Source organism: Ancylobacter defluvii, assembly GCF_018390605.1.
In the GTDB taxonomy this organism is placed as follows: Bacteria; Pseudomonadota; Alphaproteobacteria; order Rhizobiales; family Xanthobacteraceae; genus Ancylobacter; species Ancylobacter defluvii.
Genome location: NZ_JAHBGD010000024.1, coordinates 137,755 through 161,361 on the forward strand (window position 1 = coordinate 137,755; position 23,607 = coordinate 161,361).

At 67.2% G+C, this 23,607-nt stretch carries 22 protein-coding genes; 10 read left to right on the plus strand and 12 right to left on the minus strand.

Features of this window, described 5'->3' with window-relative positions; genetic code table 11:
• Positions 1–30 precede the first annotated feature (30 nt).
• Entirely contained in the window at positions 31–1,977 is a 1,947-nt protein-coding gene (dnaG, locus tag KHC24_RS16925) for a DNA primase (RefSeq protein ID WP_213364498.1), read from the minus strand.
• 219 nt (positions 1,978–2,196) lie between these two features.
• Between dnaG and KHC24_RS16930 the strand changes: the two genes are divergently transcribed.
• Both KHC24_RS16930 and KHC24_RS16935 read left to right on the plus strand, forming a co-directional pair.
• The gene (locus KHC24_RS16930) at positions 2,197–2,562 is read left to right on the plus strand and encodes an ArsR/SmtB family transcription factor (protein WP_213364499.1); all 366 of its coding nucleotides are present in this window, start codon (positions 2,197–2,199) and stop codon (positions 2,560–2,562) included.
• Positions 2,559–3,137 carry an SRPBCC family protein gene (locus tag KHC24_RS16935; protein WP_213364500.1) on the plus strand — a complete coding sequence of 193 codons (579 nt, stop codon included), beginning with the start codon at positions 2,559–2,561 and terminating at the stop codon, positions 3,135–3,137. The genes KHC24_RS16930 and KHC24_RS16935 overlap by 4 nt, the downstream gene beginning before the upstream one ends.
• Positions 3,138–3,195: 58 nt before the next feature.
• Here the strand turns inward: KHC24_RS16935 and KHC24_RS16940 are convergent, their stop codons facing one another.
• A complete protein-coding gene (locus tag KHC24_RS16940) occupies positions 3,196–3,921 on the minus strand; it encodes a transporter substrate-binding domain-containing protein (protein WP_213364501.1) in 726 nt (241 codons plus the stop codon).
• 72 nt (positions 3,922–3,993) lie between these two features.
• Positions 3,994–4,449 carry a GatB/YqeY domain-containing protein gene (locus KHC24_RS16945; protein WP_213364502.1) on the minus strand — a complete coding sequence of 152 codons (456 nt, stop codon included), beginning with the start codon at positions 4,447–4,449 and terminating at the stop codon, positions 3,994–3,996.
• A 264-nt stretch (positions 4,450–4,713) separates the two neighbouring features.
• On the opposite strand from KHC24_RS16945, the gene carA reads away from it, so the two are divergent.
• The gene (gene carA, locus KHC24_RS16950; protein ID WP_213364503.1) at positions 4,714–5,919 is read left to right on the plus strand and encodes a glutamine-hydrolyzing carbamoyl-phosphate synthase small subunit; all 1,206 of its coding nucleotides are present in this window, start codon (positions 4,714–4,716) and stop codon (positions 5,917–5,919) included.
• A 66-nt stretch (positions 5,920–5,985) separates the two neighbouring features.
• Here the strand turns inward: carA and KHC24_RS16955 are convergent, their stop codons facing one another.
• Positions 5,986–6,741: an SDR family oxidoreductase gene (locus KHC24_RS16955; protein ID WP_213364504.1), complete on the minus strand. Its 756-nt coding sequence runs from the start codon at positions 6,739–6,741 to the stop codon at positions 5,986–5,988.
• Between the two features lie 111 nt (positions 6,742–6,852).
• Between KHC24_RS16955 and KHC24_RS16960 the strand changes: the two genes are divergently transcribed.
• The 5 genes from KHC24_RS16960 to KHC24_RS16980 all read left to right on the plus strand — a co-directional run bounded on the left by KHC24_RS16960 (position 6,853) and on the right by KHC24_RS16980 (position 13,065).
• The gene (locus tag KHC24_RS16960) at positions 6,853–7,266 is read left to right on the plus strand and encodes a winged helix-turn-helix transcriptional regulator (protein ID WP_213364505.1); all 414 of its coding nucleotides are present in this window, start codon (positions 6,853–6,855) and stop codon (positions 7,264–7,266) included.
• A 49-nt stretch (positions 7,267–7,315) separates the two neighbouring features.
• Positions 7,316–7,813, plus strand: a complete 498-nt coding sequence (locus KHC24_RS16965) for a cupin (protein ID WP_213364506.1) — start codon at positions 7,316–7,318, stop codon at positions 7,811–7,813.
• Between the two features lie 186 nt (positions 7,814–7,999).
• A complete protein-coding gene (gene carB, locus KHC24_RS16970; protein WP_213364507.1) occupies positions 8,000–11,335 on the plus strand; it encodes a carbamoyl-phosphate synthase large subunit in 3,336 nt (1,111 codons plus the stop codon).
• A 143-nt stretch (positions 11,336–11,478) separates the two neighbouring features.
• The gene (gene greA, locus KHC24_RS16975; protein ID WP_213364508.1) at positions 11,479–11,952 is read left to right on the plus strand and encodes a transcription elongation factor GreA; all 474 of its coding nucleotides are present in this window, start codon (positions 11,479–11,481) and stop codon (positions 11,950–11,952) included.
• A gap of 15 nt (positions 11,953–11,967) precedes the next feature.
• Positions 11,968–13,065: a glycosyltransferase family 4 protein gene (locus KHC24_RS16980; protein WP_213364509.1), complete on the plus strand. Its 1,098-nt coding sequence runs from the start codon at positions 11,968–11,970 to the stop codon at positions 13,063–13,065.
• On the opposite strand, the gene KHC24_RS16985 is transcribed toward KHC24_RS16980, so the two are convergent.
• Genes KHC24_RS16985 through KHC24_RS17000 form a run of 4 tightly spaced genes read right to left on the minus strand, consistent with a single transcriptional unit; the run spans position 13,041 to position 16,280 of the window.
• Positions 13,041–13,871, minus strand: a complete 831-nt coding sequence (locus tag KHC24_RS16985) for a hypothetical protein (protein WP_213364510.1) — start codon at positions 13,869–13,871, stop codon at positions 13,041–13,043. The two genes, KHC24_RS16980 and KHC24_RS16985, sit on opposite strands and share 25 nt — an antisense overlap.
• Complete coding sequence (locus KHC24_RS16990; protein WP_271180599.1) at positions 13,871–14,902, minus strand: ELM1/GtrOC1 family putative glycosyltransferase; 1,032 nt, start codon at positions 14,900–14,902, stop codon at positions 13,871–13,873. Before KHC24_RS16990 ends, KHC24_RS16985 begins: the two co-directional genes overlap by 1 nt.
• Complete coding sequence (locus tag KHC24_RS16995) at positions 14,899–15,807, minus strand: glycosyltransferase family 8 protein (protein ID WP_213364512.1); 909 nt, start codon at positions 15,805–15,807, stop codon at positions 14,899–14,901. The genes KHC24_RS16990 and KHC24_RS16995 overlap by 4 nt, the downstream gene beginning before the upstream one ends.
• On the minus strand, positions 15,804–16,280 hold the full coding sequence (locus KHC24_RS17000) for an Lrp/AsnC family transcriptional regulator (RefSeq protein ID WP_213364513.1): 477 nt from the start codon (positions 16,278–16,280) through the stop codon (positions 15,804–15,806). Before KHC24_RS17000 ends, KHC24_RS16995 begins: the two co-directional genes overlap by 4 nt.
• Positions 16,281–16,580: 300 nt before the next feature.
• Between KHC24_RS17000 and trxB the strand changes: the two genes are divergently transcribed.
• Both trxB and KHC24_RS17010 read left to right on the plus strand, forming a co-directional pair.
• Complete coding sequence (gene trxB / locus KHC24_RS17005) at positions 16,581–17,549, plus strand: thioredoxin-disulfide reductase (protein WP_213364514.1); 969 nt, start codon at positions 16,581–16,583, stop codon at positions 17,547–17,549.
• Positions 17,550–17,577: 28 nt separating this feature from the next.
• A complete protein-coding gene (locus KHC24_RS17010; RefSeq protein ID WP_213365162.1) occupies positions 17,578–18,471 on the plus strand; it encodes a LysR family transcriptional regulator in 894 nt (297 codons plus the stop codon).
• A gap of 341 nt (positions 18,472–18,812) precedes the next feature.
• Here the strand turns inward: KHC24_RS17010 and KHC24_RS17015 are convergent, their stop codons facing one another.
• From KHC24_RS17015 to KHC24_RS17030, 4 genes are all read right to left on the minus strand, one after another.
• Positions 18,813–20,465, minus strand: coding sequence for a cation:proton antiporter domain-containing protein (locus KHC24_RS17015; protein ID WP_213364515.1), 1,653 nt, complete (start codon positions 20,463–20,465; stop codon positions 18,813–18,815).
• Positions 20,466–20,607: 142 nt separating this feature from the next.
• Complete coding sequence (gene msrP / locus KHC24_RS17020) at positions 20,608–21,609, minus strand: protein-methionine-sulfoxide reductase catalytic subunit MsrP (RefSeq protein WP_213364516.1); 1,002 nt, start codon at positions 21,607–21,609, stop codon at positions 20,608–20,610.
• Between the two features lie 177 nt (positions 21,610–21,786).
• Positions 21,787–22,281 carry a DUF992 domain-containing protein gene (locus KHC24_RS17025; RefSeq protein ID WP_213364517.1) on the minus strand — a complete coding sequence of 165 codons (495 nt, stop codon included), beginning with the start codon at positions 22,279–22,281 and terminating at the stop codon, positions 21,787–21,789.
• 88 nt (positions 22,282–22,369) lie between these two features.
• Entirely contained in the window at positions 22,370–23,572 is a 1,203-nt protein-coding gene (locus KHC24_RS17030) for a pyridoxal phosphate-dependent aminotransferase (RefSeq protein ID WP_213364518.1), read from the minus strand.
• Positions 23,573–23,607: the final 35 nt, after the last annotated feature.

A 23,607-nucleotide genomic window follows, 5' to 3' on the forward strand; every position in this document is an offset into this window, starting at 1 on the left:
ACGCTCGCGGGCGGGGGACCCTGAACCTTCTCACATCGACCGCCCCGATCGTCCGGAGGCGGCGCCGAACCCCTCTACCAAAGCTTCGGTCCCGTCAAGTGCCGCAAGCTGTCTTTGTACGTCGAGGAAACGAGCCCAGTTGAGTTCGTCGGGCTCCTCGGCGAGGCGTCTTTCCGCCTCCTTGATGTCCTTAGATAGAGCGTGAGCACGCCGGTGCAAGACCAGCCGCTGATGCCACCACAACTCGACATCGTTCGGCGCGGCATTGGCAAAGGCCGGCCAATCGTGCCGCGGCACCGCCTGCGCCGCGAGGCGGCGGGCGAGAGCGGCGAGCCCTTCCGCCTCGATGCGGGCGGCGACGCTTTCCGCATCCTCGCAGCCCTCGATATGGGCGGCGAGCAGCACCTGGCGCAGCTGGTCGGCCTCCTTGTTGAGGAAAGGCAGTTCGGCGATGTCCTCCGCCGAACGGTCGAGCAGCCAGGGATGGTTCATCAGCGCGAAGAGCAGCAGCGCCTCGTTGCGCGGCACCGCACTGGCCGCCCCCTGGATCAGCGCCGAACGGCGGACCGCCTCGCCGGCGACCGCGTCGCGGGGCAAGGGGGCGCGATCACCCCAGCCACCGGCGCGCCCGCGGCCCGGCTTGCCCCTGCCCTGCCCCTGGCGACCCTCGCCGAACGGGCGACGCCCGCCTCCGGCCGAGACGAAGGCGGGAGCGAAAAGCCCGCGCAGGCGCTCCATCAAATCCGCGCGATAATGCTTGCGCACCGTCTCGTCGCCGATGAGGCGGACGATCTCGCCGATGCGCGCCTCCAGCGCCGCGCGACGCTCGGGCGTGTCGTAGGTGGCGTTCTCCAGCTCGCGCGACCACAGTACCTCGGCGAGCGGGCGGGCCTGCGCCAGCACCGCTTCCATCGCCTCGCGTCCGCCGGCGCGGATAAGGTCGTCGGGATCCTGCCCCTCGGGCAGCATGCCGAAGGACAGGCTGACGCCGGGCTTCAGGTGCGGCAGGGCAAGGTCCATCGCGCGCCAGGCGGCGCGGCGGCCGGCCTTGTCGCCGTCGAACAGCAGCAGCGGCTCCGGCGCCATCTTCCACAACAGCGCCAGCTGCTCCTCGGTGAGCGCGGTGCCGAGCGGGGCGACGGTGGCGGAAAAGCCGGCCTCGACCATGGCGATGACGTCGACATAGCCTTCGACCGCGATCACCGGCGCGCCCTTATGGGCGGCCGCGCGGGCCTGGAAGCCGTTATAGAGCAGCGCCCCCTTGTGGAAGAGCGAGGTCTCCGGCGAATTGAGGTATTTCGCCGGGACGTCCTTCTCCAGCGCCCGTCCGCCGAAGGCGACCACGCGCCCGCGCAAATCGTGGATGGGGAACATCACGCGATCACGGAAACGGTCATAGGGGACCGGGATGTCGTCGGCGGCGATGAGCAGCCCGGCCTCGACCATGTCCTCGACCGGGACGCCACGGGCGCCGAGCGCCTCTTTCAGCGCGAAGCGCTCCGGCAGCGCGTAGCCGATGCGGAAGCGCGCCTGCGTCGCCGGGCCGAGGCCGCGATCGGCGAGATAGCCGCGCCCCTTGGCGCCGGCGCGGCCCTGCAGCATCGCCTCATAATATTTGGCCGCGAGTTCCATCACCTCGTGCAGGGTCTTGCGGCGGACCTCCTTCGCCTCCTCCTCGCGGGAGGAAACCGGCATCGGCAGGCCGGCCATGTTGGCCAGCCGCTCCACCGCCTCCGGGAAGGCGAGGCCCTCGGTCTCGATCAGGAAATCGAACTGGTCGCCGTGCTTGCCGGAGGAGAAGCAGTGATAGAAGCCCTTCTGGTCGTTGACATAGAAGGACGGCGTCTTCTCGGCGTTAAAGGGGGAGAGACCGCGCCATTCCCGCCCCTGCTTCTTCAACTGCACACGCTTGCCCACCACCTCCGAGAGGGGGAGGCGTTGGCGGATCTCGTCGAGGAACGACGGCGGAAAGCGCATGAATGGATTCGAACCGGTGTTTCGCGGACGCCTAGCAACAGGCAAGAGCCGGGCCGAGTGACCTTATGGCGTTCCGGCGGAAGGGTCGAGCCGCCGGTGCGGCCCGTCGGCAGGCGCGAAAACCGCGCCCGCTATCCACATTATCCACCGTGGAAAAGAGTCGCGCAACACTCAACCAATCGGTTGACAATCTATCGCCGCCAGTAGATATTCAACCGCATGGTTGAGCAACTTCCCATATCCACCCCGTTGGACCTCGTGTTCCACGCCCTCGCCGATCCGACGCGCCGGGCGATGCTGCACGCGCTATCCAACGGAGAGCGCACGGTCGGCGAACTTGCCGAACCGTTCGCCATGTCGCTTGCCGGCGCCTCCAAGCACGTGAAGGCACTGGAGTCCGCCGGCCTGATCCGCCGCGAGGTGAAGGGGCGCCAGCATCTGTGCCGCCTCGATGCCGCCCGGCTCGCCGACGCCGCCCAATGGCTCAGCTTCTACGAACGCTTCTGGACCGAACGCCTCAACGTCCTCGACGCCCTGCTGCGCCAGGAGGACGTCCAATCGGACACACAGGGAGACCAGAGATGAACCAGCACGCCACCGCCCAAACCTCCGCCGGTGCCTTCGCCGCCGACGGGTACGGCACCCGCCTTTCCCCCGACACACTGCGCTTCGAGCGCCTGCTGCCCGGCCCGGTGGAACGGGTCTGGGCTTATCTCACCGAGCCGGAAAAGCGCCGCCGCTGGATGGCCGACGGCCCGATGGAACTCACCCCCGGCGGCCAGGTCGATCTCGTCTTCCGCAATGGCGAGCTGAATGGCGGCCAGCCGACGCCGGAGCGCTTCGCCAAATATGATGGCGAGCACCACAATCAGGGCATCGTGCTGGCCTGCGAGCCCAACCGGCTGCTGCGCTTCAGCTGGGATGGCTGCTCGGCCGGCGCCTCGGAAGTGACCTTCGAGCTTGCCCCGCGCGGCGAGAAGGTGCTGCTCACCGTCACCCACCAGCGTCTCGCCTCGCGCGACGCCATGCTCAGCGTAGCCGGCGGCTGGCACGCCCACCTCGCCCTGCTGGCTTCGGTACTGGAAGGCCACGAGCGCCCGGCGATCTGGCCGCTCATGTCGCGCTATGCCGACGAATACGAGGCGCGAATTCCCAAGTAAGGGTACCCGCCCGGTGAGGGTACCCGCGTCAGGCGGCGGGGGCGACGCTCAGCTTGCCCTAGACGCCGTGCCGGGCGATCAGCCCGGCGACGAAGCCGGAGGCCTTCGCCGCCTCGACGAAGCGGACGATCTCGCCCAGCGCCGTCGCCTTGGCCTTCGGCGTGCCGATGGCCTGCTGCACGGCGGCGTATTGGCCGGGCAGCAGCCGTCCGCCCGGCACGCGGGCGAGATCGGCGAGCAGGCCGGGACGCAGGCCGGCGAGCGCATCGCGCTTGTTGTCGATGAAGTCGGCCAGCGCCTCGGCCATGGTCTCGGAAGGCACCAGCGTCGCCTGGGCGATGTTGCGCTCCAGCCAGAGGCCGTAGGCGGTGCGCCGCGTCACGGCGATCTCGACGCCCGCCGCATCGACCTCGGCTACCGATTGCAAGGGCGAGCCGGCCGGCACCAGATAGGTCGCCTCGATCTCGCAATAGGCCGGGGAGAAGGCGATCACCTCCGCCCGCTGCGGTTCGGCGCCGATATTGGCGATGTCCCATTCATCGCGCGCCGCCGCATCGGCGACGAGGCCGGGCGAGGCATAGGGCACCAGCTTCAGCACCACGCCGAGATGCCCGGCGAAGGCCTGCGCCATGTCGGGCGACACGCCGACCGGATCACCCGCCTCGGTGCAGCCGGTGACCAGCAGGAAGTTCGACAGGTTGATGCCGGCGCGCAGCACCCCGCCGGGCGCCAGCAGGTCCCGCACCGCGGACGGTGGCGGGTCGAGATCGAGACGAAAGGTCATGAAAGCCTCCCGCCGGCTGGCAAGCGGTCCTTCAGGCCGGCAGGCGGGACGAGCCCGCCCGGCCGGTCCCGCTCACGCGGTCAGCAGCGTCTTCACCGCGCCGCTCGCCTTGCCGAAATCCATCACGCCGGTGTAGCGCTCCTTCAGCGCCGCCATGGTGCGGCCCATGTCCTTGAGGCCATGGGCGTCGATCTCGGCGATCACCGCGGCAATGGCGGCCTGCGATTCGGCCTCGCTCATCTGCGTCGGCAGGAACGACAGGATGACCTTGATCTCCTCGCGCTCCTGCGTCGCCAGATCGACGCGGCCGGCCTCCTCATAGACCTTGGCGGATTCCTCGCGCTGCTTGACCATCTTGGTGAGCAGGCCGAGCAGATCGTCGTCGGACAGCGGATCCTTGCCCTGGCCGCGCGCCTCGATGTCGCGATCCTTGATCGCCGCATTGATCAGGCGAAGCGTGCCCAGCCGCAGCTTGTCGCCGGCCTTCATCGATTCCTTGAGCGAAGTATTGATCTTCTCGCGCAGCACGTCTGCCTCTCTTCACATCCTATGTCCGGGCGGCGGCGGCGACCGGTGTCGCGCCGCTCCGTCACGCCCGAAAAGCTTCGAAAAACTCCCACGGCCACGATCGGCCGCCTGATTTCCGCCGCGCGGACCATCCATGGCAAATCTTGCATGGAAAGTCTTGCATGCAGCTCCGCGCTGCACGAAGAACCGATGCGCAGCGTTGCGGGCTGGCATAAGGCGCAGCAAGCGATTAATTAGGCCACACTTAACCGAGGAACAAGACACATGAGCGGCAACGCATCCGATGCGGCCACCGATGACGTGTGGGCCGAACCGCTTCCCACCGCGCTTCTCGTTCTCGCCGACGGCACCGTGCTGGAAGGCTTCGGGCTCGGCGCCACCGGCCAGGCGGTCGGCGAGGTGTGCTTCAACACCGCCATGACGGGCTACCAGGAAGTGCTGACCGACCCGTCCTATGCCGGACAGATCATCACCTTCACCTTCCCGCATATCGGCAATGTCGGCACCAATGAGGAAGACATCGAGACCGTCTCGATGGCCGGCGCCTCCGGCGTGCGCGGCGTGGTGCTGCACTCCGCCATCACCGATCCCTCGAATTATCGCGCCACCCGCCATTTCGACAACTGGCTGAAGGCCCGCGGCATCATCGCCATTTCCGGCATCGACACCCGGGCGCTCACCGCGCTGATCCGCGACAAGGGCATGCCGAATGCGGTGATCGCCCACGCACCGGACGGCACGTTCGATCTCGACGCCCTGAAGAAGGAAGCGGCCGCCTGGCCGGGCCTCGTCGGCATGGATCTGGTGCCGATGGTGACCAGCGCCCAGCGCTTCAGCTGGGATGAGACGCCGTGGCAGTGGCCGGAAGGCTATGGCCGGCAGGACGCGCCGGCGCATCATGTGGTCGCCATCGACTACGGCATCAAGCGCAACATTCTGCGCCTGCTCGCCCGCGCCGGCTGCAAGGTGACCGTGGTGCCGGCGACCACCTCGGCCGAGGAGATCCTCTCGCTCCAGCCGGACGGCGTGTTCCTCTCCAACGGCCCGGGCGACCCGGCGGCGACGGGGGAATATGCGGTGCCGGTGATTCGCGACATCATCGATCGCGGCATCCCGACCTTCGGCATCTGCCTCGGCCACCAGATGCTCGGCCTCGCGGTGGGCGGGCGTACCATGAAGATGCACCAGGGCCACCACGGGGCCAACCACCCGGTGAAGGACATGACCACCGGCAAGGTGGAGATCACCTCGATGAACCACGGCTTCGCGGTCGACCGCGACAGCCTGCCGGCCACCGCCGCGGAAACCCATGTCTCGCTGTTCGACGGGTCGAATGCCGGCATCCAGCTGACCGACAAGCCGGTGTTCTCGGTGCAGTACCATCCCGAGGCGAGCCCCGGCCCGCAGGACAGCCACTATCTATTCGACCGCTTCGTCGAGATGATCGCCAACAACAAGAAGGCGGCCTGAGCCGCCTTTTTTCGGGAACAGCCAGGATAAAAAGGCCGGGAGCGGGCGCGCTCCCGACCTTTTTCGTCAGTGGGTGCCGTCGTTGAGGATGGCGAAGACCTTCTCGTAATCCCCGCGCGCCTCGGCGCCGCGCAGGAAGCCGACGCGCTGGACGCAGATCTCCGGCCCGTCCGGATGCGCCTTCAGCAGCTCGATGGTTTCAGCGATGAAGGCATCGAGCGGCAGCGCATTGGGGTTCTGCGACTGGCCCGGCATCAGGTCGGTGGCGACCAGAGGCGGCACGATCTCGACGACGCCGACCGAGGTGCCGGCGAGCTGCGCGCGCAGGCTCTGGCTCCAGGAATGGATCGCCGCCTTGGTGGCGTTGTAGGTCGGGGTCAGCACCAGCGGCACGAAGGCCAGGCCGGAGGAGACGGTGACGACCGTCGCCGAGGGCTGGCGCCTGAGGTGCGGCAGCAGAGCCGCGGTAAGCCGGATCGGCCCGAGCAGGTTGGTGGCGACGATCGCCTCCGGCACGGCGAGGTCGACCGCGTCGGCGGTCCAGTCCTCGGCGACCATGATGCCGGCATTGTTGATGACGACGTTCAGCGCCGGATATTTCTCCGCCACCGTGCCGGCGAAGGCGGCAATCGCCTGCGCATCCGCCACGTCGAGCCGTTCATAGGCCATGCCGGGATTGGCGGCGACGATCTCTTCCAGCGCCTCCTTCCGACGACCGGTGATGATGATCCGGTTCCCCTCTTTGTGCAGCGCCTCGGCAAGCGCCCGGCCGATGCCGCCATTGCCGCCGGTGATCAGGATGGTGTTGCCGCCAATGTGCATTTTCGTCTCCGCGAATGCTGGTGTTGCGTCGGCGACGGTTGTAAGTTTCATACTAACTATCAGAAAGTAGGCACCTCAAATATCTATACTTACCTGAAAGAGAGTGATGTCATGCCCGTTCCGGCACACACCCCCGCCGTTCCGCCGTCCGACGCCTACCCGGCCGAGACCGACCCGCGCGTCGAGGCGCTGGTGAACGAGGTGATCGGCCGCGTCGCCGACAAATGGACGATGATCGTTCTGGAAGTGCTGACCGAGCACGGCGAATTGCGCTTCACCCGCATCGGCGAGTTCGCCGGCGGCATCAGCCAGAAGATGCTGACCCAGACGCTGCGGCAGATGGAGCGCGACGGCCTGGTAGTGCGCACGGTGCATCCGGTGATCCCGCCGCGGGTCGAGTACCGGCTCACCGATCTCGGCTTCAGCCTGGCCGAGGCGTTCTGCGGCGTCTGGCTATGGGCGGAGGCCAATATCGAGCGCATCGAGCAGGCCCGCGCGGCGTTCGACGCGGCGAAAGCCGGCTGAGACGGAACCGGGACGCGCATGGAGGGTTCTGCCGGGAGAGGAGCCTCCAATGCCCATTCCCGAGCATCTGCGCTTCAAGCCTTCGGCCGGCGTGCCCAACAATCCCGACCTGCCGGTGCTGATCTATCGCGCCGCCCTGCCCGCCGATCCGGCGCGGATCGAGGCCGCGATCAACGCCAATGACTGGGACTGCCGCTGGCGCGACGGCATCTTCGACTATCACCACTTCCATTCCACCGCGCATGAAACGCTGGGCATCGCCCGGGGCACCGCGCAGGTGATGATCGGCGGCGAGGGTGGCGCCGCGCTGAAGCTGGCGCCGGGCGACGTCGTGGTGCTGCCGGCCGGCACCGGCCATCGGCGGCTGGAGGCCAGCGTCGATTTCCTGGTGGTCGGCGCCTATCCGCTCGGACAGGATTATGAGATCGAGCGACCGTCGGCGAACGGCCTCGACGAGGCCTTCGCGCGCATCCGCGCCGTGCCGCTGCCCGGCGGCGATCCCGTCGAAGGCCGCGAGGGACCACTCATGCAATTGTGGAAGGTATGAGCCGATCCGCGTCCCTCGCAGGGCGACAAGCCACTCCCGCCCTTCCCCCCCGCGGGAATCTGGTTTAAGGGAAGCCCCAATCGCGGGGCACCCTCCGCCAACAAACTGATCCGGGTTCACCAGGACGCGTCGCAAACGCGTCCTTTTTCGTGCGCCCGGTCGAATGCGCGAGCCGCACGGGATCCGATGCCGAAACGCACAGACATCTCCACCATCCTCATCATCGGCGCCGGTCCTATCGTTATCGGACAGGCCTGCGAGTTCGACTATTCCGGCACCCAGGCGTGCAAGACCCTCAAGGCCGAGGGCTACCGCGTGGTGCTGGTGAACTCCAATCCGGCGACCATCATGACGGACCCGGATCTCGCCGATGCCACCTATATCGAGCCGATCACCCCGGAAATCGTCGCCAAGATCATCGCCAAGGAGCGCTATGTCGCGCCGGGCGGCTTCGCGCTGCTGCCGACCATGGGCGGCCAGACGGCGCTGAACTGCGCGCTGTCGCTGCGCAAGATGGGCGTGCTCGACGAATACGGCGTCGAGATGATCGGTGCCACCGCCGAGGCCATCGACAAGGCCGAGGACCGCGAGCTGTTCCGCGACGCGATGACCAAGATCGGCCTCGACACGCCGCGCTCGCGCCAGATCAAGAACCTGCCGCAGGCGCTCGAGGCGCTCGACGAGATCGGCCTGCCGGCGATCATCCGCCCGTCCTTCACCATGGGCGGCCAGGGCGGCGGCATCGCCTACAACAAGTCGGAATATATCGAGATCATCGAGCGCGGCATCGACGCCTCCCCCACCAACGAGGTGCTGGTGGAAGAGAGCGTGCTCGGCTGGAAGGAATACGAGATGGAGGTGGTCCGCGACAAGGCGGACAACTGCATCATCGTCTGCTCCATCGAGAATCTCGATCCGATGGGCGTGCATACCGGCGATTCGATCACGGTGGCCCCGGCGCTGACGCTGACCGACAAGGAATACCAGATCATGCGCGACGCCTCGCTGGCGGTGCTGCGCGAGATCGGGGTGGAGACCGGCGGCTCCAACGTGCAGTTCGCCATCGACCCGGAAACGGGCCGGATGATCGTGATCGAGATGAACCCGCGGGTGTCGCGCTCCTCGGCGCTGGCGTCGAAGGCCACCGGCTTCCCGATCGCCAAGGTCGCCGCGCGCCTCGCGGTCGGCTACACGCTGGACGAGATCGCCAACGACATCACCGGCGGCGCCACCCCGGCCTCGTTCGAGCCGACCATCGACTATGTCGTCACCAAGATCCCGCGCTTCGCCTTCGAGAAGTTCCCCGGCGCCGACCCGGTGCTGACCACCTCGATGAAGTCGGTCGGCGAGGCGATGGCGATCGGCCGCACTTTCCAGGAGAGCTTGCAGAAGGCGCTGCGCTCGCTGGAGACCGGGCTGACCGGCCTCGACGAGATCGAGATCGAGGGCCTCGGCCAGGGCGACGACAAAAACGCCATCCGCGCCGCCATCGGCACGCCGACGCCGAACCGGCTGCTGCAGGTGGCGCAGGCGATGCGGCTCGGGCTCGACAACGAAGCCATCCACAATGGCTGCAAGATCGACCCGTGGTTCCTCGAGCAGATCCGCGAGATCGTCGACACCGAGGCGAAGATCCGCGCCCATGGCCTGCCCAAGACCGCCGGCGCCTTCCGCCGGCTGAAGGCGATGGGTTTCTCCGACCAGCGGCTCGCCACCCTCACCCGCCAGCATGAGGCGGACGTCTCGGCACAACGGCGGGCGCTCGACGTGCGCCCGGCCTATAAGCGCATCGACACCTGCGCCGCCGAGTTCGCCTCCCCGACTGCCTATATGTACTCGACCTACGAGACCCCCTTCGCCGGCGCGGTGGCGGATGAGAGCCGCCCCTCCTCCGCCAAGAAGGTGGCGATCCTCGGCGGCGGGCCGAACCGCATCGGCCAGGGTATCGAGTTCGATTATTGCTGCTGCCACGCCGCCTTCGCGCTGAAGGATGCCGGGTATGAGACCATCATGGTCAACTGCAACCCGGAGACGGTCTCGACCGATTACGACACCTCCGACCGGCTGTATTTCGAGCCGCTGACCGCCGAGGACGTGATCGAGATCCTCGACCGCGAGCGCGCCAACGGCACGCTGCACGGGGTGATCGTGCAGTTCGGCGGCCAGACGCCGCTCAAGCTCGCCCGGGCGCTGGAGGATGCCGATATCCCGATCCTCGGCACCTCGCCGGACGCCATCGACCTCGCCGAGGACCGCGACCGCTTCAAGACGCTGCTCGACCGGCTGCGGCTGAAGCAGCCGGCCAACGGCATCGCCTATTCGGTGGAGCAGGCGCGGCTCGTCACCGCCGATCTCGGCTACCCGCTCGTCGTGCGCCCCTCCTATGTGCTGGGCGGCCGGGCGATGCAGATCATCCATGAGGAAGCCCAGCTCGGCGACTACCTGCTCGGCACGCTGCCGGAGCTGGTGCCAAACGACGTCAAGGCGCGCTATCCCAACGACAAGACCGGGCAGATCAACACGCTGCTCGGCAAGAACCCGCTGCTGTTCGACCGCTATTTGTCCGACGCCATCGAGGTCGACGTCGATTGCCTCGCCGACGGCACCGACACCTTCATCTGCGGCATCATGGAGCACATCGAGGAGGCCGGTATCCATTCGGGCGACAGCGCCTGCTCGCTGCCGCCCTATTCGCTGTCGGCCGCCACCATCGCCGAGCTCGAGTCGCAGACGCGGAAGATGGCGCTGGCGCTCGGCGTCGGCGGGCTGATGAACGTGCAATACGCGATCAAGGACGGGGTGATCCACGTTCTGGAGGTCAATCCCCGCGCGTCGCGCACGGTACCCTTCGTCGCCAAGGTGGTCGGCGAGCCTTTCGCCAAGATCGCCTCCCGCGTAATGGCCGGCGAGAAGCTGGCGTCGTTCGGCCTCAAGCCGGCGGTGCTCGACCATGTGGCGGTGAAGGAGGCGGTGTTCCCCTTCGCCCGCTTCCCCGGCGTCGACACGGTGCTCGGCCCGGAAATGCGCTCCACCGGCGAAGTGATGGGCCTCGACCGCTCCTTCGAGGTGGCCTTCGCCAAGAGCCAGCTCGGCGGCGGCACCAAGGTGCCGAAGTCCGGCACGGTGTTCATCTCGGTGCGCGAGGACGACAAGCCGCGCATCCTCGACACCGCGCGGCTGCTGGCCTCGCTGGGCTTCAAGGTGCTGGCGACCTCGGGCACCCAGCGCTATCTCGCCGAGAACGGCATCGCCGCCGCCAAGGTGAACAAAGTGCTGGAAGGCCGGCCGCATATCGTCGATGCGATCAAGAACGGCGAGGTGCAGCTGGTGTTCAACACCACCGAGGGCGCGCAGGCGCTGGCGGATAGCCGCTCGCTCCGGCGCGCCGCCCTCTTGCACAAAGTGCCGTATTACACCACCCTATCAGGGGCCATTGCAGCGGCGCGCGGGATCAAGGCCTATATTGGCGGCGATCTTGAGGTACGCGCCCTGCAGGACTACTTCAGGCACGACCGGGGCTGACCTCGCGATTCGCTTTTGCGATCGCGAGCCGATCCGGCCGACAACAGACAGACATCAGCCCGACGCGAAGGTCCTTTCGCCGTAACGGCGGCGGGGCCCATCGCGGGGGCTGTGTTTGCTTTTTGGGAGGTCATAAAAGACCTATGGAAAAATTTCCGATGACCGCCGGCGGGCATGCCGCCCTCGAGGACGAGTTGAAGCGCCGCCAGCAGGTGGAGCGTCCGCGCATCATCGACGCCATCTCCGAAGCCCGCGCCCATGGCGATCTCTCCGAGAACGCCGAGTATCATGCGGCGAAGGAACAGCAGGCGCTGAACGAAGGCCGCATCGCCGAGCTGGAGGACAAGCTGTCGCGCTCCGAGATCATCGATGTCGCCAAGCTTACCGGCGACGTGGTGAAATTCGGCGCCACGGTGAAGCTGATCGACGAGGACACCGAGGAAGAGCGCGTCTGGCAGATCGTTGGCGACATGGAAGCCGACGCCAAGGCCGGCCGCATCTCCATCTCCTCGCCGATGGCCCGCGCTCTGATCGGCAAGAAGCAGGGCACCTCGGTGGAAGTGGTGACGCCGAAGGGCGCCCGCTCCTACGAGATCGCCGACGTCCGCTTCGCCTGATCTCCTGACATCCCCATGGCGCGCGGCGGCTCCGAGCTGAAGCCCGATCCGGCCAACTTCCCGGATCCGGCCAGAATCGAGGCCGTCGCGCCCAATCTCAAACGCCGGCTCTCCGGCGTCACCGCGACGCTGGAGCGCGTGGTGCCGGTGCAGGCGCGGGCGCTGCGCATCGCCGCGCTGGGACCGAAACTGGCGGCCGGGGTGCCGCGCATCGGCTGGACGGATCTGCGGCATTTCTGGCAGGCGCCGCCGGGCCGCCCGGCGCGCATCTGGCACGCCCGGCGCAACATCGAGATGCTGGCCGGCGTCGTGCTGCGCGACATGCTGCGCATGAAGCTGCGGCTGGTCTTCACCTCCGCCTCGCAGCGCCACCATACGGGATGGACGCGTTTCCTGATCTCGCGCATGGACGCGGTGATCTCTACCTCGGGCAAGACCGCGGGCTATCTCAAGCGGCCTTCCACCGTCATCCATCACGGCATCGATGCCGAGACGTTCCGTCCGGCGCCAGACCGCGTGACGGCGCGGGCAGCGCTGGGGCTGCCGGACCTCAGGCTCATCGGCTGCTTCGGGCGCATCCGCGCCCAGAAGGGCACCGACGTGTTCGTCGATGCCCTGATGCAGGTGCTATCGGAGCATCCCGGCTGGGGCGGCGTCGTGCTCGGCCGGGCGGTAGGCTCCGATGCCGGCTTCCTCGACGGATTGAAGGCGAAAGTGAAGGCCGCGGGACTGGAAGACCGCCTGCTGTTCCCCGGCGAAGTGGAAACCTCGGCGACGCCGGACTGGTATCGCGCGCTCGACCTTTATGTCGCGCCACAGCGTTGGGAGGGCTTCGGCGTCACGCCTATCGAGGCCATGGCCTGCGGCGTGCCGGTCATCGCCACCCGCGTCGGCGCCTTTGAGGAACTGGTAATCGAGGGGATCACCGGGGCGCTCGTTCCACCCGGCGATGTCGCCGCCATGGCGGCGGCGATGCGGAACCATATCGAGCTCGGCGACGCCGCGCGGGCGGCGATGGGCGAGCAGGCGCGGGCGCACGCTCTCGCCGAGTTCTCGCTGGAGCGCGAGGCCTCAAAGATCAATGCCGTCTACGAGGCGGCCTGGCGCGGCTGAGCGTCAGTGCCCGCATTGGCCTCTCGCGTGCCGTGCAGCCCGCGCTCCCAATAGGCGCGAACCCAGTCGACCGGGCCGAAACCCGGACGGTTGCGGGTGCCCCACGCCTTCACATCGGCGCGGGCGACCTCGCTCGGCTTGGGCACGCCGTGGAACACGACGAGCGGCGCCCGGCGTGGCTTGATGGCGCGACGGAACAGATAGTTCAGTGGCCAGTGCGGCACGCAATGACGGCGGAAGGAGACGGCGAAACCTTCCGGGAAATAACGGCGCCGATGCGCACGCACGCCGATATAGACCTGATCGTTCTTGGCGATGGCGTAGGCGGCATCGGGATTGGCCATGGCATCGAGATAGAGATGCTCCTGCTCGCCGGGACGCCAGGCGACCATCGAGCTCTGGGCGCCGCGATCCGGGCGCATCGACACCGGCAGCAACTCCCAGATGCTCGGGTTCCACTCGCGCAAGATGTGCAGGCCGGGCGTCGCCCGGGCATGGGCGACGATGGGGTCGAGCGGCGCCAAGATCACCACGTCGAGATCGAGATAGAGCGCGAGGTCGACGCCTTCGAAGAGGCCGGGCGCGAACATCCCGAGCTTCGGCCAGCAGCCGCGCCAGCGCAGCGCGAGCGCCCCGGTACCGGGCAGGTCGGCGGTCTCGATCTCCGGGCGCAGGCCGTCCGCCCGGTCGGTGAGGCAGATGAAGCGGAACGGTTCGGAAAGGTGGTCGCGCACGCCCTGATAAAGAACGTTCACATCCTCGGACGGATACGCCTCGCCCCATTTGATGCAGATGACGGCGAGCATCAGGCGGGGCTCCGGGTGTCGGGAACGGGCAGTTTTAGCACGGGCGCCAGCGCGCGGGCGAGGACATCGCGCGCATCCTCGGCCGGCGGCACCAGCCGGGTGAGCGTGGCGGCGAACTGTTCCGGCGTGACGCTGCGCATCGGCAGGATGGCGAGGCTGGCGCCGGCCATGCCGGCGATGATCTCGTTGGCATAGTGCTTGTGCACCACGCGCGACTTCAACCCGATCACCGGCCGGCCAGCGGCGAGGCCCTCGGCCAGCATGCTGAGCGAATCCTCGGTGACGACGACGGCATCCGCCCCGAACAGCGCCCGTACCGAGCCGGGACCGGCCGTGCGGTAATCGACGAACTCCGCCACCACGCCCGACGCCGCCAGCGCCTTGAAGCGGTCGGACACCTCGTCCGGCGTGCGGCGCGAGGTGGTGACGCGCCATTTCACGCCGTAGCGCGCCGCCACCGCCGGCACGAAGGCAAGCAGCGCCTCCCACTCCTCCGGCGGGTATTCGCGGCGATAGGCCGAGCCGCCGACCAGCAGCGCAAGCGAAGCGCCGTCGAGCGCCGCGATGTCGGCGAGCCGGCGCAGCGGCGGGTAGACGTCGGCATCGACGGTCGAGGGGATCGGCGCATAGGCGGCGCCGGGATCGCCCGCCTGCCGCGGCGAGGACACGATATTGAGCGCGATGGCGGTCTCGTCATAGCCGTCAATGCCGCCGGACACGACCAGCGGCGCCCCGAAATGCCGCGAGAGCAGCATGCCGGCGGCGATGGTCGGGCGACCCGAGGCGACGATGATGTCGGGCCGGGTGACGCTTGCGAGATCGACACCGTACAGCAGCCGCAGCCACAAGCGGGCATCCTTCCCCCAGCGGCGCATGATCAGCTTGCGGAGGTCGTCGCGTGCCCATTTGGCGGGGCGGATCTCCAGCCGCAGCACATCGGTGCGCGCGAGGCGGGCGACGGCGAGCGCCAGTCCCTCGGCCTGATTGAAATGGCCGGGCTGCCGGTCGCGCAGGACGAGCACGCGTGTCACGCCGCCTGCCCCGTACCGAGCAGACGGCGCCCCAGCCAGTTGCGGAACCGCTGCCATTTGCGCACCCGCTTCGCGATCTTGCGCGAGAGCTTGGTCTTCATCTTCGCCTGCGCGAAGGGGGTGCGGGCGCGGTGGGCGAGAAAGCGGGCGCGGGCCGGATGATCGCAATCGGCGTAGTTCGGCTTGATCTGCCCGATGAAATGGATGATGGCGGCATCGTCCCAGTCGACGGGATCGCCCTCATAGCGACCCTTCACCAGCCGGCGGTGCAGGTTCCAGCGTTCGTCGAGCGCCAGCCAATTGCCACGCAGCGTGCCGTTGAGCGCATCCTGGTCCATCATCGGCAGATCGGGATGATCGGCGGCGAACGCCATCACCTTCTCGGACAGGCTCTCGCGGCGCCACTGGTCGAGGTCGATCAGCAGCACACCGCTGTTGAAGTAGCGCATCGCGCCCGGCAGGCCGATGGCGATGTTGCGCGCGGCATGGCGGGCGGGATCGAGCCGGGCGACATCGTCCACCGCCGCCACGGCAAAGCGCTGCATGTCGAGCCCGGCCAGCGGGGCGAGCGGCGCGTTGATCAGCGTGTCGCAATCGACATAGAGCAGCCGGCCCTGCGCCTCCGGCAGCAGCAGCGGCATCAGGATGCGGGCATAGGCGGTGCGCGAGAGATGGTGGTTCACCGGGCGGGCGCCGAAATGGCGCTCCATCTCGCGGGCCAGATCGACGAAGGCGATGTTGTCCCGCGTGTAGCTGGCGCGCATCCGCGCCTGGTCCTCGGCGCCGACATTGTCGCAGAACACCACGACGCGCCCGATCTCACCGCCCGTATTGGCCGCCAGCGAGGCGAGCAGCACCGCGGTGAGCTCGACATAGGCGGTGTCCGTGGCGGTGGCGACGATCATTTCGTCTGCCCGTCCATCGGTACGATGGCGGCGTCCTTGGCCTGCCTGAGGGTCAGCGCCGTCTTCACCTTGCTGACATTGGGGGCGCTGGTAAGTTCCAGCACGAAATTCTGGAACGAGCGCAGGTCCGGCGCCACGCAGAGCAGGATGAAGTCGGTCTCGCCGGAAAGCATCCAGCAGGAGCGCACCAGCGGCCAGCGCTCCACCTGATCGGCGAAGGCGGTGAGGTCGGCCTCGGCCTGGCTGACCAGATGCACCATGGCGAAGGCCATCAGGTCGAAGCCGAGCGTCTTCTCGTCCAGCAGCGCCCGGTAGCCCTTGATGATGCCTTCTTCTTCCAGTGCCCGCACCCGGCGCAGGCAGGGCGGCGCCGAGATGCCGACCCTTTGGGAGAGCTCGACATTGGTGATGCGGCCATCCCCCTGAAGCTCGCGCAGGATGTTCCAGTCGATCGTATCGATGCGGCGCGCCACGCGGGCTCTCCTGATTGGGGGCGACGAAAGGCGCCGCGCCCGGCGCGCACCATAGAGGAGCGGCCCATCAGCGCAATAATCTTTCGCGCGGGGCGGCGCAATCTTGCCTTGGGACAACTTTGGGATAAGCCACGAGCCGCTTGCAGAGCAAAGCCCGAGTCCCTACATTTTCGCATGGCTGGGAGTAGCTGGCCGGCTCGTCTCTTGCTTGCGCCCTCTTGCAAGCGACGGTGCCACGGACCAGATGCAGCATCCTGAAGGTGTGGCCAGTGCCGCGCCACGATATTTGCGAGTGCTTTCATGTCGCCGGCCCCCAACCACATCAAGGTGGCGATCATCGGCTCCGGCCCAGCCGGCTATACCGCGGCCATCTATGCCGCGCGTGCCATGCTGGAACCGGTGCTGTTCCAGGGCATCCAGCCCGGCGGACAGCTGACCATCACCACCGATGTCGAGAACTATCCTGGCTTCAAGGACCCGATCCAGGGTCCGTGGCTGATGGAGCAGATGCAGGCGCAGGCCGAGCACGTGGGCACGCGCATCATCAGCGACATCGTCACCAAGGCCGATTTCTCCTCCCGCCCGTTCCGGCTGGAAACCGATTCGGGGCAGGTGTGGATCGCCGACACGGTGGTCCTGTCGACCGGCGCCCAGGCGCGCTGGCTCGACCTGCCCTCCGAGCAGGCCTATCGGGGCTTCGGCGTCTCCGCCTGCGCCACTTGCGACGGCTTCTTCTATCGCGGCAAGGAGGTCTTCGTGATCGGCGGTGGCAACACCGCGGTCGAGGAAGCGCTGTTCCTCACCAATTTCGCCTCCAAGGTGACGGTGGTGCATCGCCGCGACAGCTTCCGCGCCGAGCGCATCCTGCAGGACCGTCTGTTCGCCCACCCCAAGGTCGAGGTGGTGTGGAACGCGGCCTTGCACGAGGTGAAGGGCGAGAATGAGCCCACCAAGGTCACCGGCGTGGTGCTGAAGAATGTCGAGACCGGCGCCTTCAGCGAACACAGAGCGGACGGCGTGTTCATCGCCATCGGCCATGCCCCGGCGACCGAACTCGTCGCCGGCCAGCTCAGGCTGAAGCCGAGCGGCTATGTGTGGACCGCCCCTTACTCCACCTCCACCTCGGTGGAAGGCGTGTTCGCGGCCGGCGACGTCGCCGATGATATTTTCCGGCAGGCGGTGACCGCCGCCGGCATGGGCTGCATGGCTGCGCTCGAAGCGGAGCGTTTCCTCGCCGCCCGACATCCCCTCGCACATGCGGCGGAGTGATATGGACGGCAAGGCGCGGGCTCGCGACATGGACTGGGACAAGCTCAAGGTCTTCCACGTCGCGGCGGAGGCCGGGTCCTTCACCCATGCCGGCGAGGCGCTGGGGCTGTCGCAGTCGGCGGTGAGCCGGCAGGTATCGGCGCTGGAGCAGGAACTCAACATCCCGCTGTTCCACCGCCACGCCCGCGGCCTGATCCTGACCGAGCAGGGCGACCTGCTCTACCGCACCGCCCATGAAGTGTTCATGAAGCTGGAGGCGGCGCGGGCCAAGCTGACCGACTCGCGCGAAAAGCCGAATGGCGAACTGCGTGTCACCACCACCATGGGCCTCGGCACCCATTGGCTGACGGCGCGCATCGGCGAGTTTCTCGAACTCTATCCCGATATCCGCATCACGCTGATCCTGACCGATGACGAACTCGACCTCGCCATGCGCGAGGCTGATGTCGCCATCCGCCTGCGCCAGCCGGTGCAGCCGGACCTGATCCAGCGCAAGCTGTTCACCGTGCATTTCCATGCCTTCGCCTCGGCGGAATACCTCAAGCGCAACGGTCATCCGCGCACGCTGGACGAACTCGACAAGCACCGCATCATCCTGCTCGGCGGCCCGATCCCCTCCTATTTCCAGGGCCTGAACTGGCTGGAGCGGGCGGGCCTCGAGGACGGACAGGATGGGCGCGTGCCCTCGCTGTCGGTCAATAACGTGCTCGGCCTCAAGCGGGCAGTGGAGCGCGGGGTGGGCATCGGCATCGTGCCGGACTACCTGCTGGAAGACTCGGCGACGCTGGTGCAGCTGTTTCCGGAACGGCCGACGCCGACGCTGGAAGCCTATTTCGTCTATCCGCAGGAAATGCGCTCGGTGGCCCGCATCCAAGTGTTCCGCGACTTCCTGGTCGCCAAGGCGCAGCGCTGGAACTTCTGACACGCCTCACTGTCTAGTTTTTATGCACACGCCGTTTCGGGGGCGTGGATGGAGCACAGCACGCAGCCGAAAGATTTGCGGAAATCAACGCAAACTTGACCTGAATCGTTATAAAATTGTCGCAGAAATGCGAACTGACGACAGATCATTGCTGATGCCCGTAAAACGCATGCCTGCCATGCGGGCACAATTCATTGCCAAATGCCTTATGAACAGTCATATGTTGCTTCGACGCTGATGCACCGAGTGCTTCAGCTGTTCCCCTCTGGAAGGTCGCCGCTCTGCGGCGAAACTCGCCGGGCTCTCTTGAGCCCGGCTTTTTTCTTTCTGGAAATCGGTCTTCATACTCCGAGTATGTTCTCGATCATGCGGCCGGCTACTTCGCGCTCGGCATAGACCACCAGATCGGCGCCACGGCGGCGCAGGTGCTCCACCCCCTCCTCGCTATGGGCGCGGGCGGTGATGAACAGGTCGCGACGCATATGGCGGGCAGCCTCGATCAGCGCCCCGCCCTGCAATTCATCCGGTACCGTCACCATCAACGTCCGCGCGCCGGCAATGCCGGCATCCCGCAGCACTTCCGTCGGGCTGCCGCCGGCAACGATGCCGCGCCCGCCCCCACGTCGCCAGCCCTCGACCTTCAGCCGGTCCTGATCGACCACCACCAGTGGAACCTTTGCCTCGGTGAGTTGCGCGGCCACCGCGGAGCCGACTCGGCCGAGACCGACCAGGATGACCGGCCCGTCACCATAGGGCTGGTGCGGCCCGTAGATCGCGTCGGAAACCGGCACCACCGCCATTTCCTCGCGGGCAAAGCGCGCCGCCCAGCGCGCCGCCACCCTGAAGGCGAAGGGATTGAGGGCGATGGAGAGCATCGCTCCGGCGACGATGAGGTCGCGCGCCTCCGTCGGCGCCAGGCCTTCATTGATGCCGAGGCCGATGAGGATGAACGAGAACTCGCCGATCTGCGCCAGGCTCGCCGCCACCGTCGCCGCCATGCCGTGCGAGCGGCCGAGCAAGCGCACCAGCCCGACCGCCGCCGCCGATTTGACCAGCAGGATGACGGTGAGCACCGCCACCACGTCGAGCGGCCGGCGGACCAGGATGCTCGGATCGAACAGCATGCCGACCGAGACGAAGAACAGCACCGCGAAAGCATCACGCAGAGGCAGCGATCCTTCCGCCGCGCGATGGCTGAGATCGGATTCGCCCAGCACCAGCCCGGCGAAGAAGGCGCCGAGCGCGAAGGACACGCCGAACAGCTGCGCCGAGCCATAGGCGATGCCCAGGGCGACTCCGAGCACGGAAAGGGTGAACAATTCGCGTGAGCCGGTGCGGGCGACCATCGCCAGCATGGCCGGTATCACCCGGCGCCCCACCACCAGCATCAGCGCCACGAACAGGGCGACGGCGCCAAGCGTGGTGCCGATCGAGGCAGCAAGGTCCGCCATGTCGGCCTGCTGCCCGCGCGCCAACCCCGCCAGTACCGGCACCAGCACCAGCACCAGCACCATGGCGAGGTCTTCCACCACCAGCCAGCCGATGGCGACGCGGCCGTTCTCGGTCTCCAGCGCCCGCTGCTCCTCCAGCGCGCGCAGCATCACCACCGTCGAAGCCACCGACAGCGACAGGCCGAAGACCAGACCACCGGCCACCGACCAGCCCCAGATCAGTGCCAGGCCGAGGCCGACAACGGTGGCGACCGCGATCTGCGCCACCGCTCCCGGCACGGCGACGCTCCAGACCCGCAGGAGGTCGCGCAGGGTGAAGTGAAGACCGACGCCGAACATCAGCAGGATGACGCCGAGTTCGGCCAGTTGCGGGGCGAGCGAGGTATCGGCGACGAAGCCGGGAGTATAGGGGCCGACCATCAGCCCGGCGCACAGATAGCCGACGATGGGAGACAGACGCAGCCGCGTCGCAAGATAGCCAAGGATCGCTGCCAGCACGAAGGCGAGACAGACGGTCGCGATCAACGGCACCTGATGCGGCATTGCCCGGCGCCTCCCTTGCGCGTGACGGATGGGGTGTCGGGTGAGGCGGCGGACAACACCGCCGCTCACCGCAAGGTGACCGCCCAAACCCAAGGAGGCAAGCGACGAAGCCGGCCGGGCGACGATTTGCCCGGCGGGCCGGTCACATGAACAACTGCTCGCTGGCGGCCATGCCGGCATAGAGCCCGGCGACCTGTTCGCCATAACCGTTATAGATCAGGGTCGGACGGCGCTCGCCGGTGCCGATGTCGCGCTCGCTGGCCTGGCTCCAGCGCGGATGCGGCACCGCCGGGTTCACATTGGCCCAGAAGCCGTATTCGCGGCCCTGCACCTGCTCCCACAGCCCGACCGGGCGCTTGTCGACGAAGGAGATTCGCACGATCGACTTCACCGACTTGAAGCCGTACTTCCACGGCAGCGCGAGGCGCAGCGGCGCACCGAACTGATTCGGCGCCGGCTTGCCATAGATGCCGGTGACGAAGAAGGCGAGGTCGTTCATTCCCTCGGCCATGGTCACGCCGTCGACATAGGGCCAGGGATAGACGAAGCGGTTCTGGCCGGGAGCCACCTCCGGGTTCACGAAGGTTTCCATGCGGATGAACTTCGCGCTGGAGAGCGGCTTGGCGAAGGCGATGAACTCGCGCACCGGGAAGCCGGTCCACGGCACCGCCATCGACCACGCCTCGACGCAGCGGTGACGGTAGAGCCGCTCCTCCAGCGGCATGGCGCGGATGATGTCGTCGATGCCGACTTCGCGCTCCTTCTCGACGAGGCCGTCGATCTTCACCGTCCACGGCCGCCGCGGCATGCGGGCCGCAATGTCCGCGACCTGATAGTTCCGCCGGTCGGAGCCGAACTCGTAGAAATTGTTGTAATTGCCGGAGATGTCTTCCGGCGTGACCGGACGGTCGAGCGTGAAGGCCGGGTTGCGCTTTGCCGGATAAAGATCCTTGGTCGGATCATTGGCCGGATCGCCTGGCGCGGTTGCCGCCTCGGCCGGCCATCCCAGGCCGGCGGCGAGCCCTGTAGCCCCGGCGGCCAGCCCCACTCCGGCACCGAGAAGATGGCGGCGCGACAGATAAACGGATTCGGGCGTGGCGGCGCCCTCCGGCAGTTCCCAAGAGCGGCGGCGGCGGATCAGCATGGTCGTCTCCATCAGCTGGCACGCAGAAGATACGTTGGAAAGACGCCCGCCGTTACAATCCTGTTGCGTTCAACTCCTCGTGCGGTCCGTGCTCGTGCGAACGCGGCGGCGTGCGAACGCGAAACGGCCCGGTATCTTGCGATACCGGGCCGCTTGCACACCGAAAGGCGGGATCGATCAGTTCGGCCGGAGGGTCAGGTCGCCGACGCCGACGGCAAGGTTCACGCCGGTCTGGCCTTCGACGCTGAACGGCTGCAGCGCGATGGTGTTCTGGGAGCCGCCGAGCAGTGCGTTGCCGCCGACGCCGACGCCGAGAGCGACGCTACCCGACACGCCAGCATAGCGGCCGGCGAGATCGCTGGAATCGATGCGGGTGGTCGGCGCGAACACGCCCCAGATCAGGGCGTTGCGACCGGTGACGCCGACATCGAGGCCCCAGCGGCGAATGGTGCCCTCATAGGCATAGCGCGCGCCGCGACGGGTGACGAACCGGCAATCGAGTGTGCGCTTCGAACCGATGATGAAGCTCACCGACCTGGAGCCGGTGCACTCCAGCGTGCCAACCTGCACGCGGTTTATCTGCTGCGCCGAGGCCGGCGTTGCCAGGACGCCACCGAAGCCGGCAGCCAGCGTCGCCGCGAAAACGCCGAGCGTCACATATTTGCGAAACATGATCGATCTCCTTGGACCAAGCGCCTCTGCGCCGGAAACGGGACCATTAGGGGGACCGGCGACTGCCGGCCCGCCCCATACTATTACCTCAGCGCAGCGAACCGCAGAAGCGCTGGATGCGCAGGCACGCCTCCTCCAGATCCTTGGTGGCGGTGGCGTAGGAAATCCGGAACGCCGGACCTAGGCCGAAGGCGGAGCCATGCACCACGGCAACGCCTTCCGCGTCGAGAAGTTCGGTGGCGAACACCTCGTCGTCGGTGATCACCTTGCCCGACGCCGTCGTCTTGCCGATGACGCCGGCGCAGGACGGATAGACGTAGAAAGCCCCTTCCGGCTTCGGGCAGGTCAGGCCGTTGGCCTGGTTAAGCATCGAGACCACCAGGTCGCGGCGCTCCTTGAACGACTTGTTGTTCTCGGCGATGAAGTCCTGCGGGCCGTTCAGCGCCTCGACCGCCGCCCACTGGGCGATGGAGCTCGGGTTGGAGGTCGACTGCGACTGCAGCGTGCCCATCGCCTTGATCAGCTCTTCCGGTCCACCGGCATAGCCGATGCGCCAGCCGGTCATGCAATAGGCCTTCGACACCCCGTTCATGGTCAGCGTGCGGTCGTAGAGCGAGGGCTCCACCTGCGCCGGGGTGACGAACTCGAAGTCGTCATAGACCAGATGCTCATACATGTCGTCGGTGAGAATCCATACATGCGGATACTTCACCAGCACGTCGGTGAGCGCCTTCATCTCGGCGCGCGAATAGGCGGCGCCCGAGGGATTCGAGGGCGAGTTGAAGATCAGCCACTTGGTCTTCGGGGTGATCGCCGCCTCGAGCGCTTCCGGGCGGAGCTTGAAATTGTCCTCGAGCGTCGTCGCCACCGCCACCGGCGTGCCGCCGGCAAAGTTGACGATATCCGGGTAGCTCACCCAATAGGGCGCCGGGATGATCACCTCGTCGCCGAAATCGACGGTTGCCAGCAGCGCGTTGAACAGCACCTGCTTGCCGCCGGTGCCGACGGTGATCTGGCTCGGCTTGTAGGTGAGGCCGTTCTCGCGCTTGAACTTGGCAACGATAGCCGCCTTCAGCTCCGGGATGCCGTCCACCGCGGTATAGCGGGTCTGGCCGTCGCGGATCGCCTTGATCGCGGCTTCCTTGACGTTGTCGGGCGTCTCGAAGTCCGGTTCGCCGGCGGCGAGCGCGATAATGTCGCGACCTTCCGCTTTCAGCACCCGCGCCTTGTTGGAGATGGCGATGGTCGCCGAAGGCTTGATGCGCTTCATAGCGGCGGAAACGAGGCTCATGGCCGGACTCCGTTTGGATGTTTTGCGCGCGACAA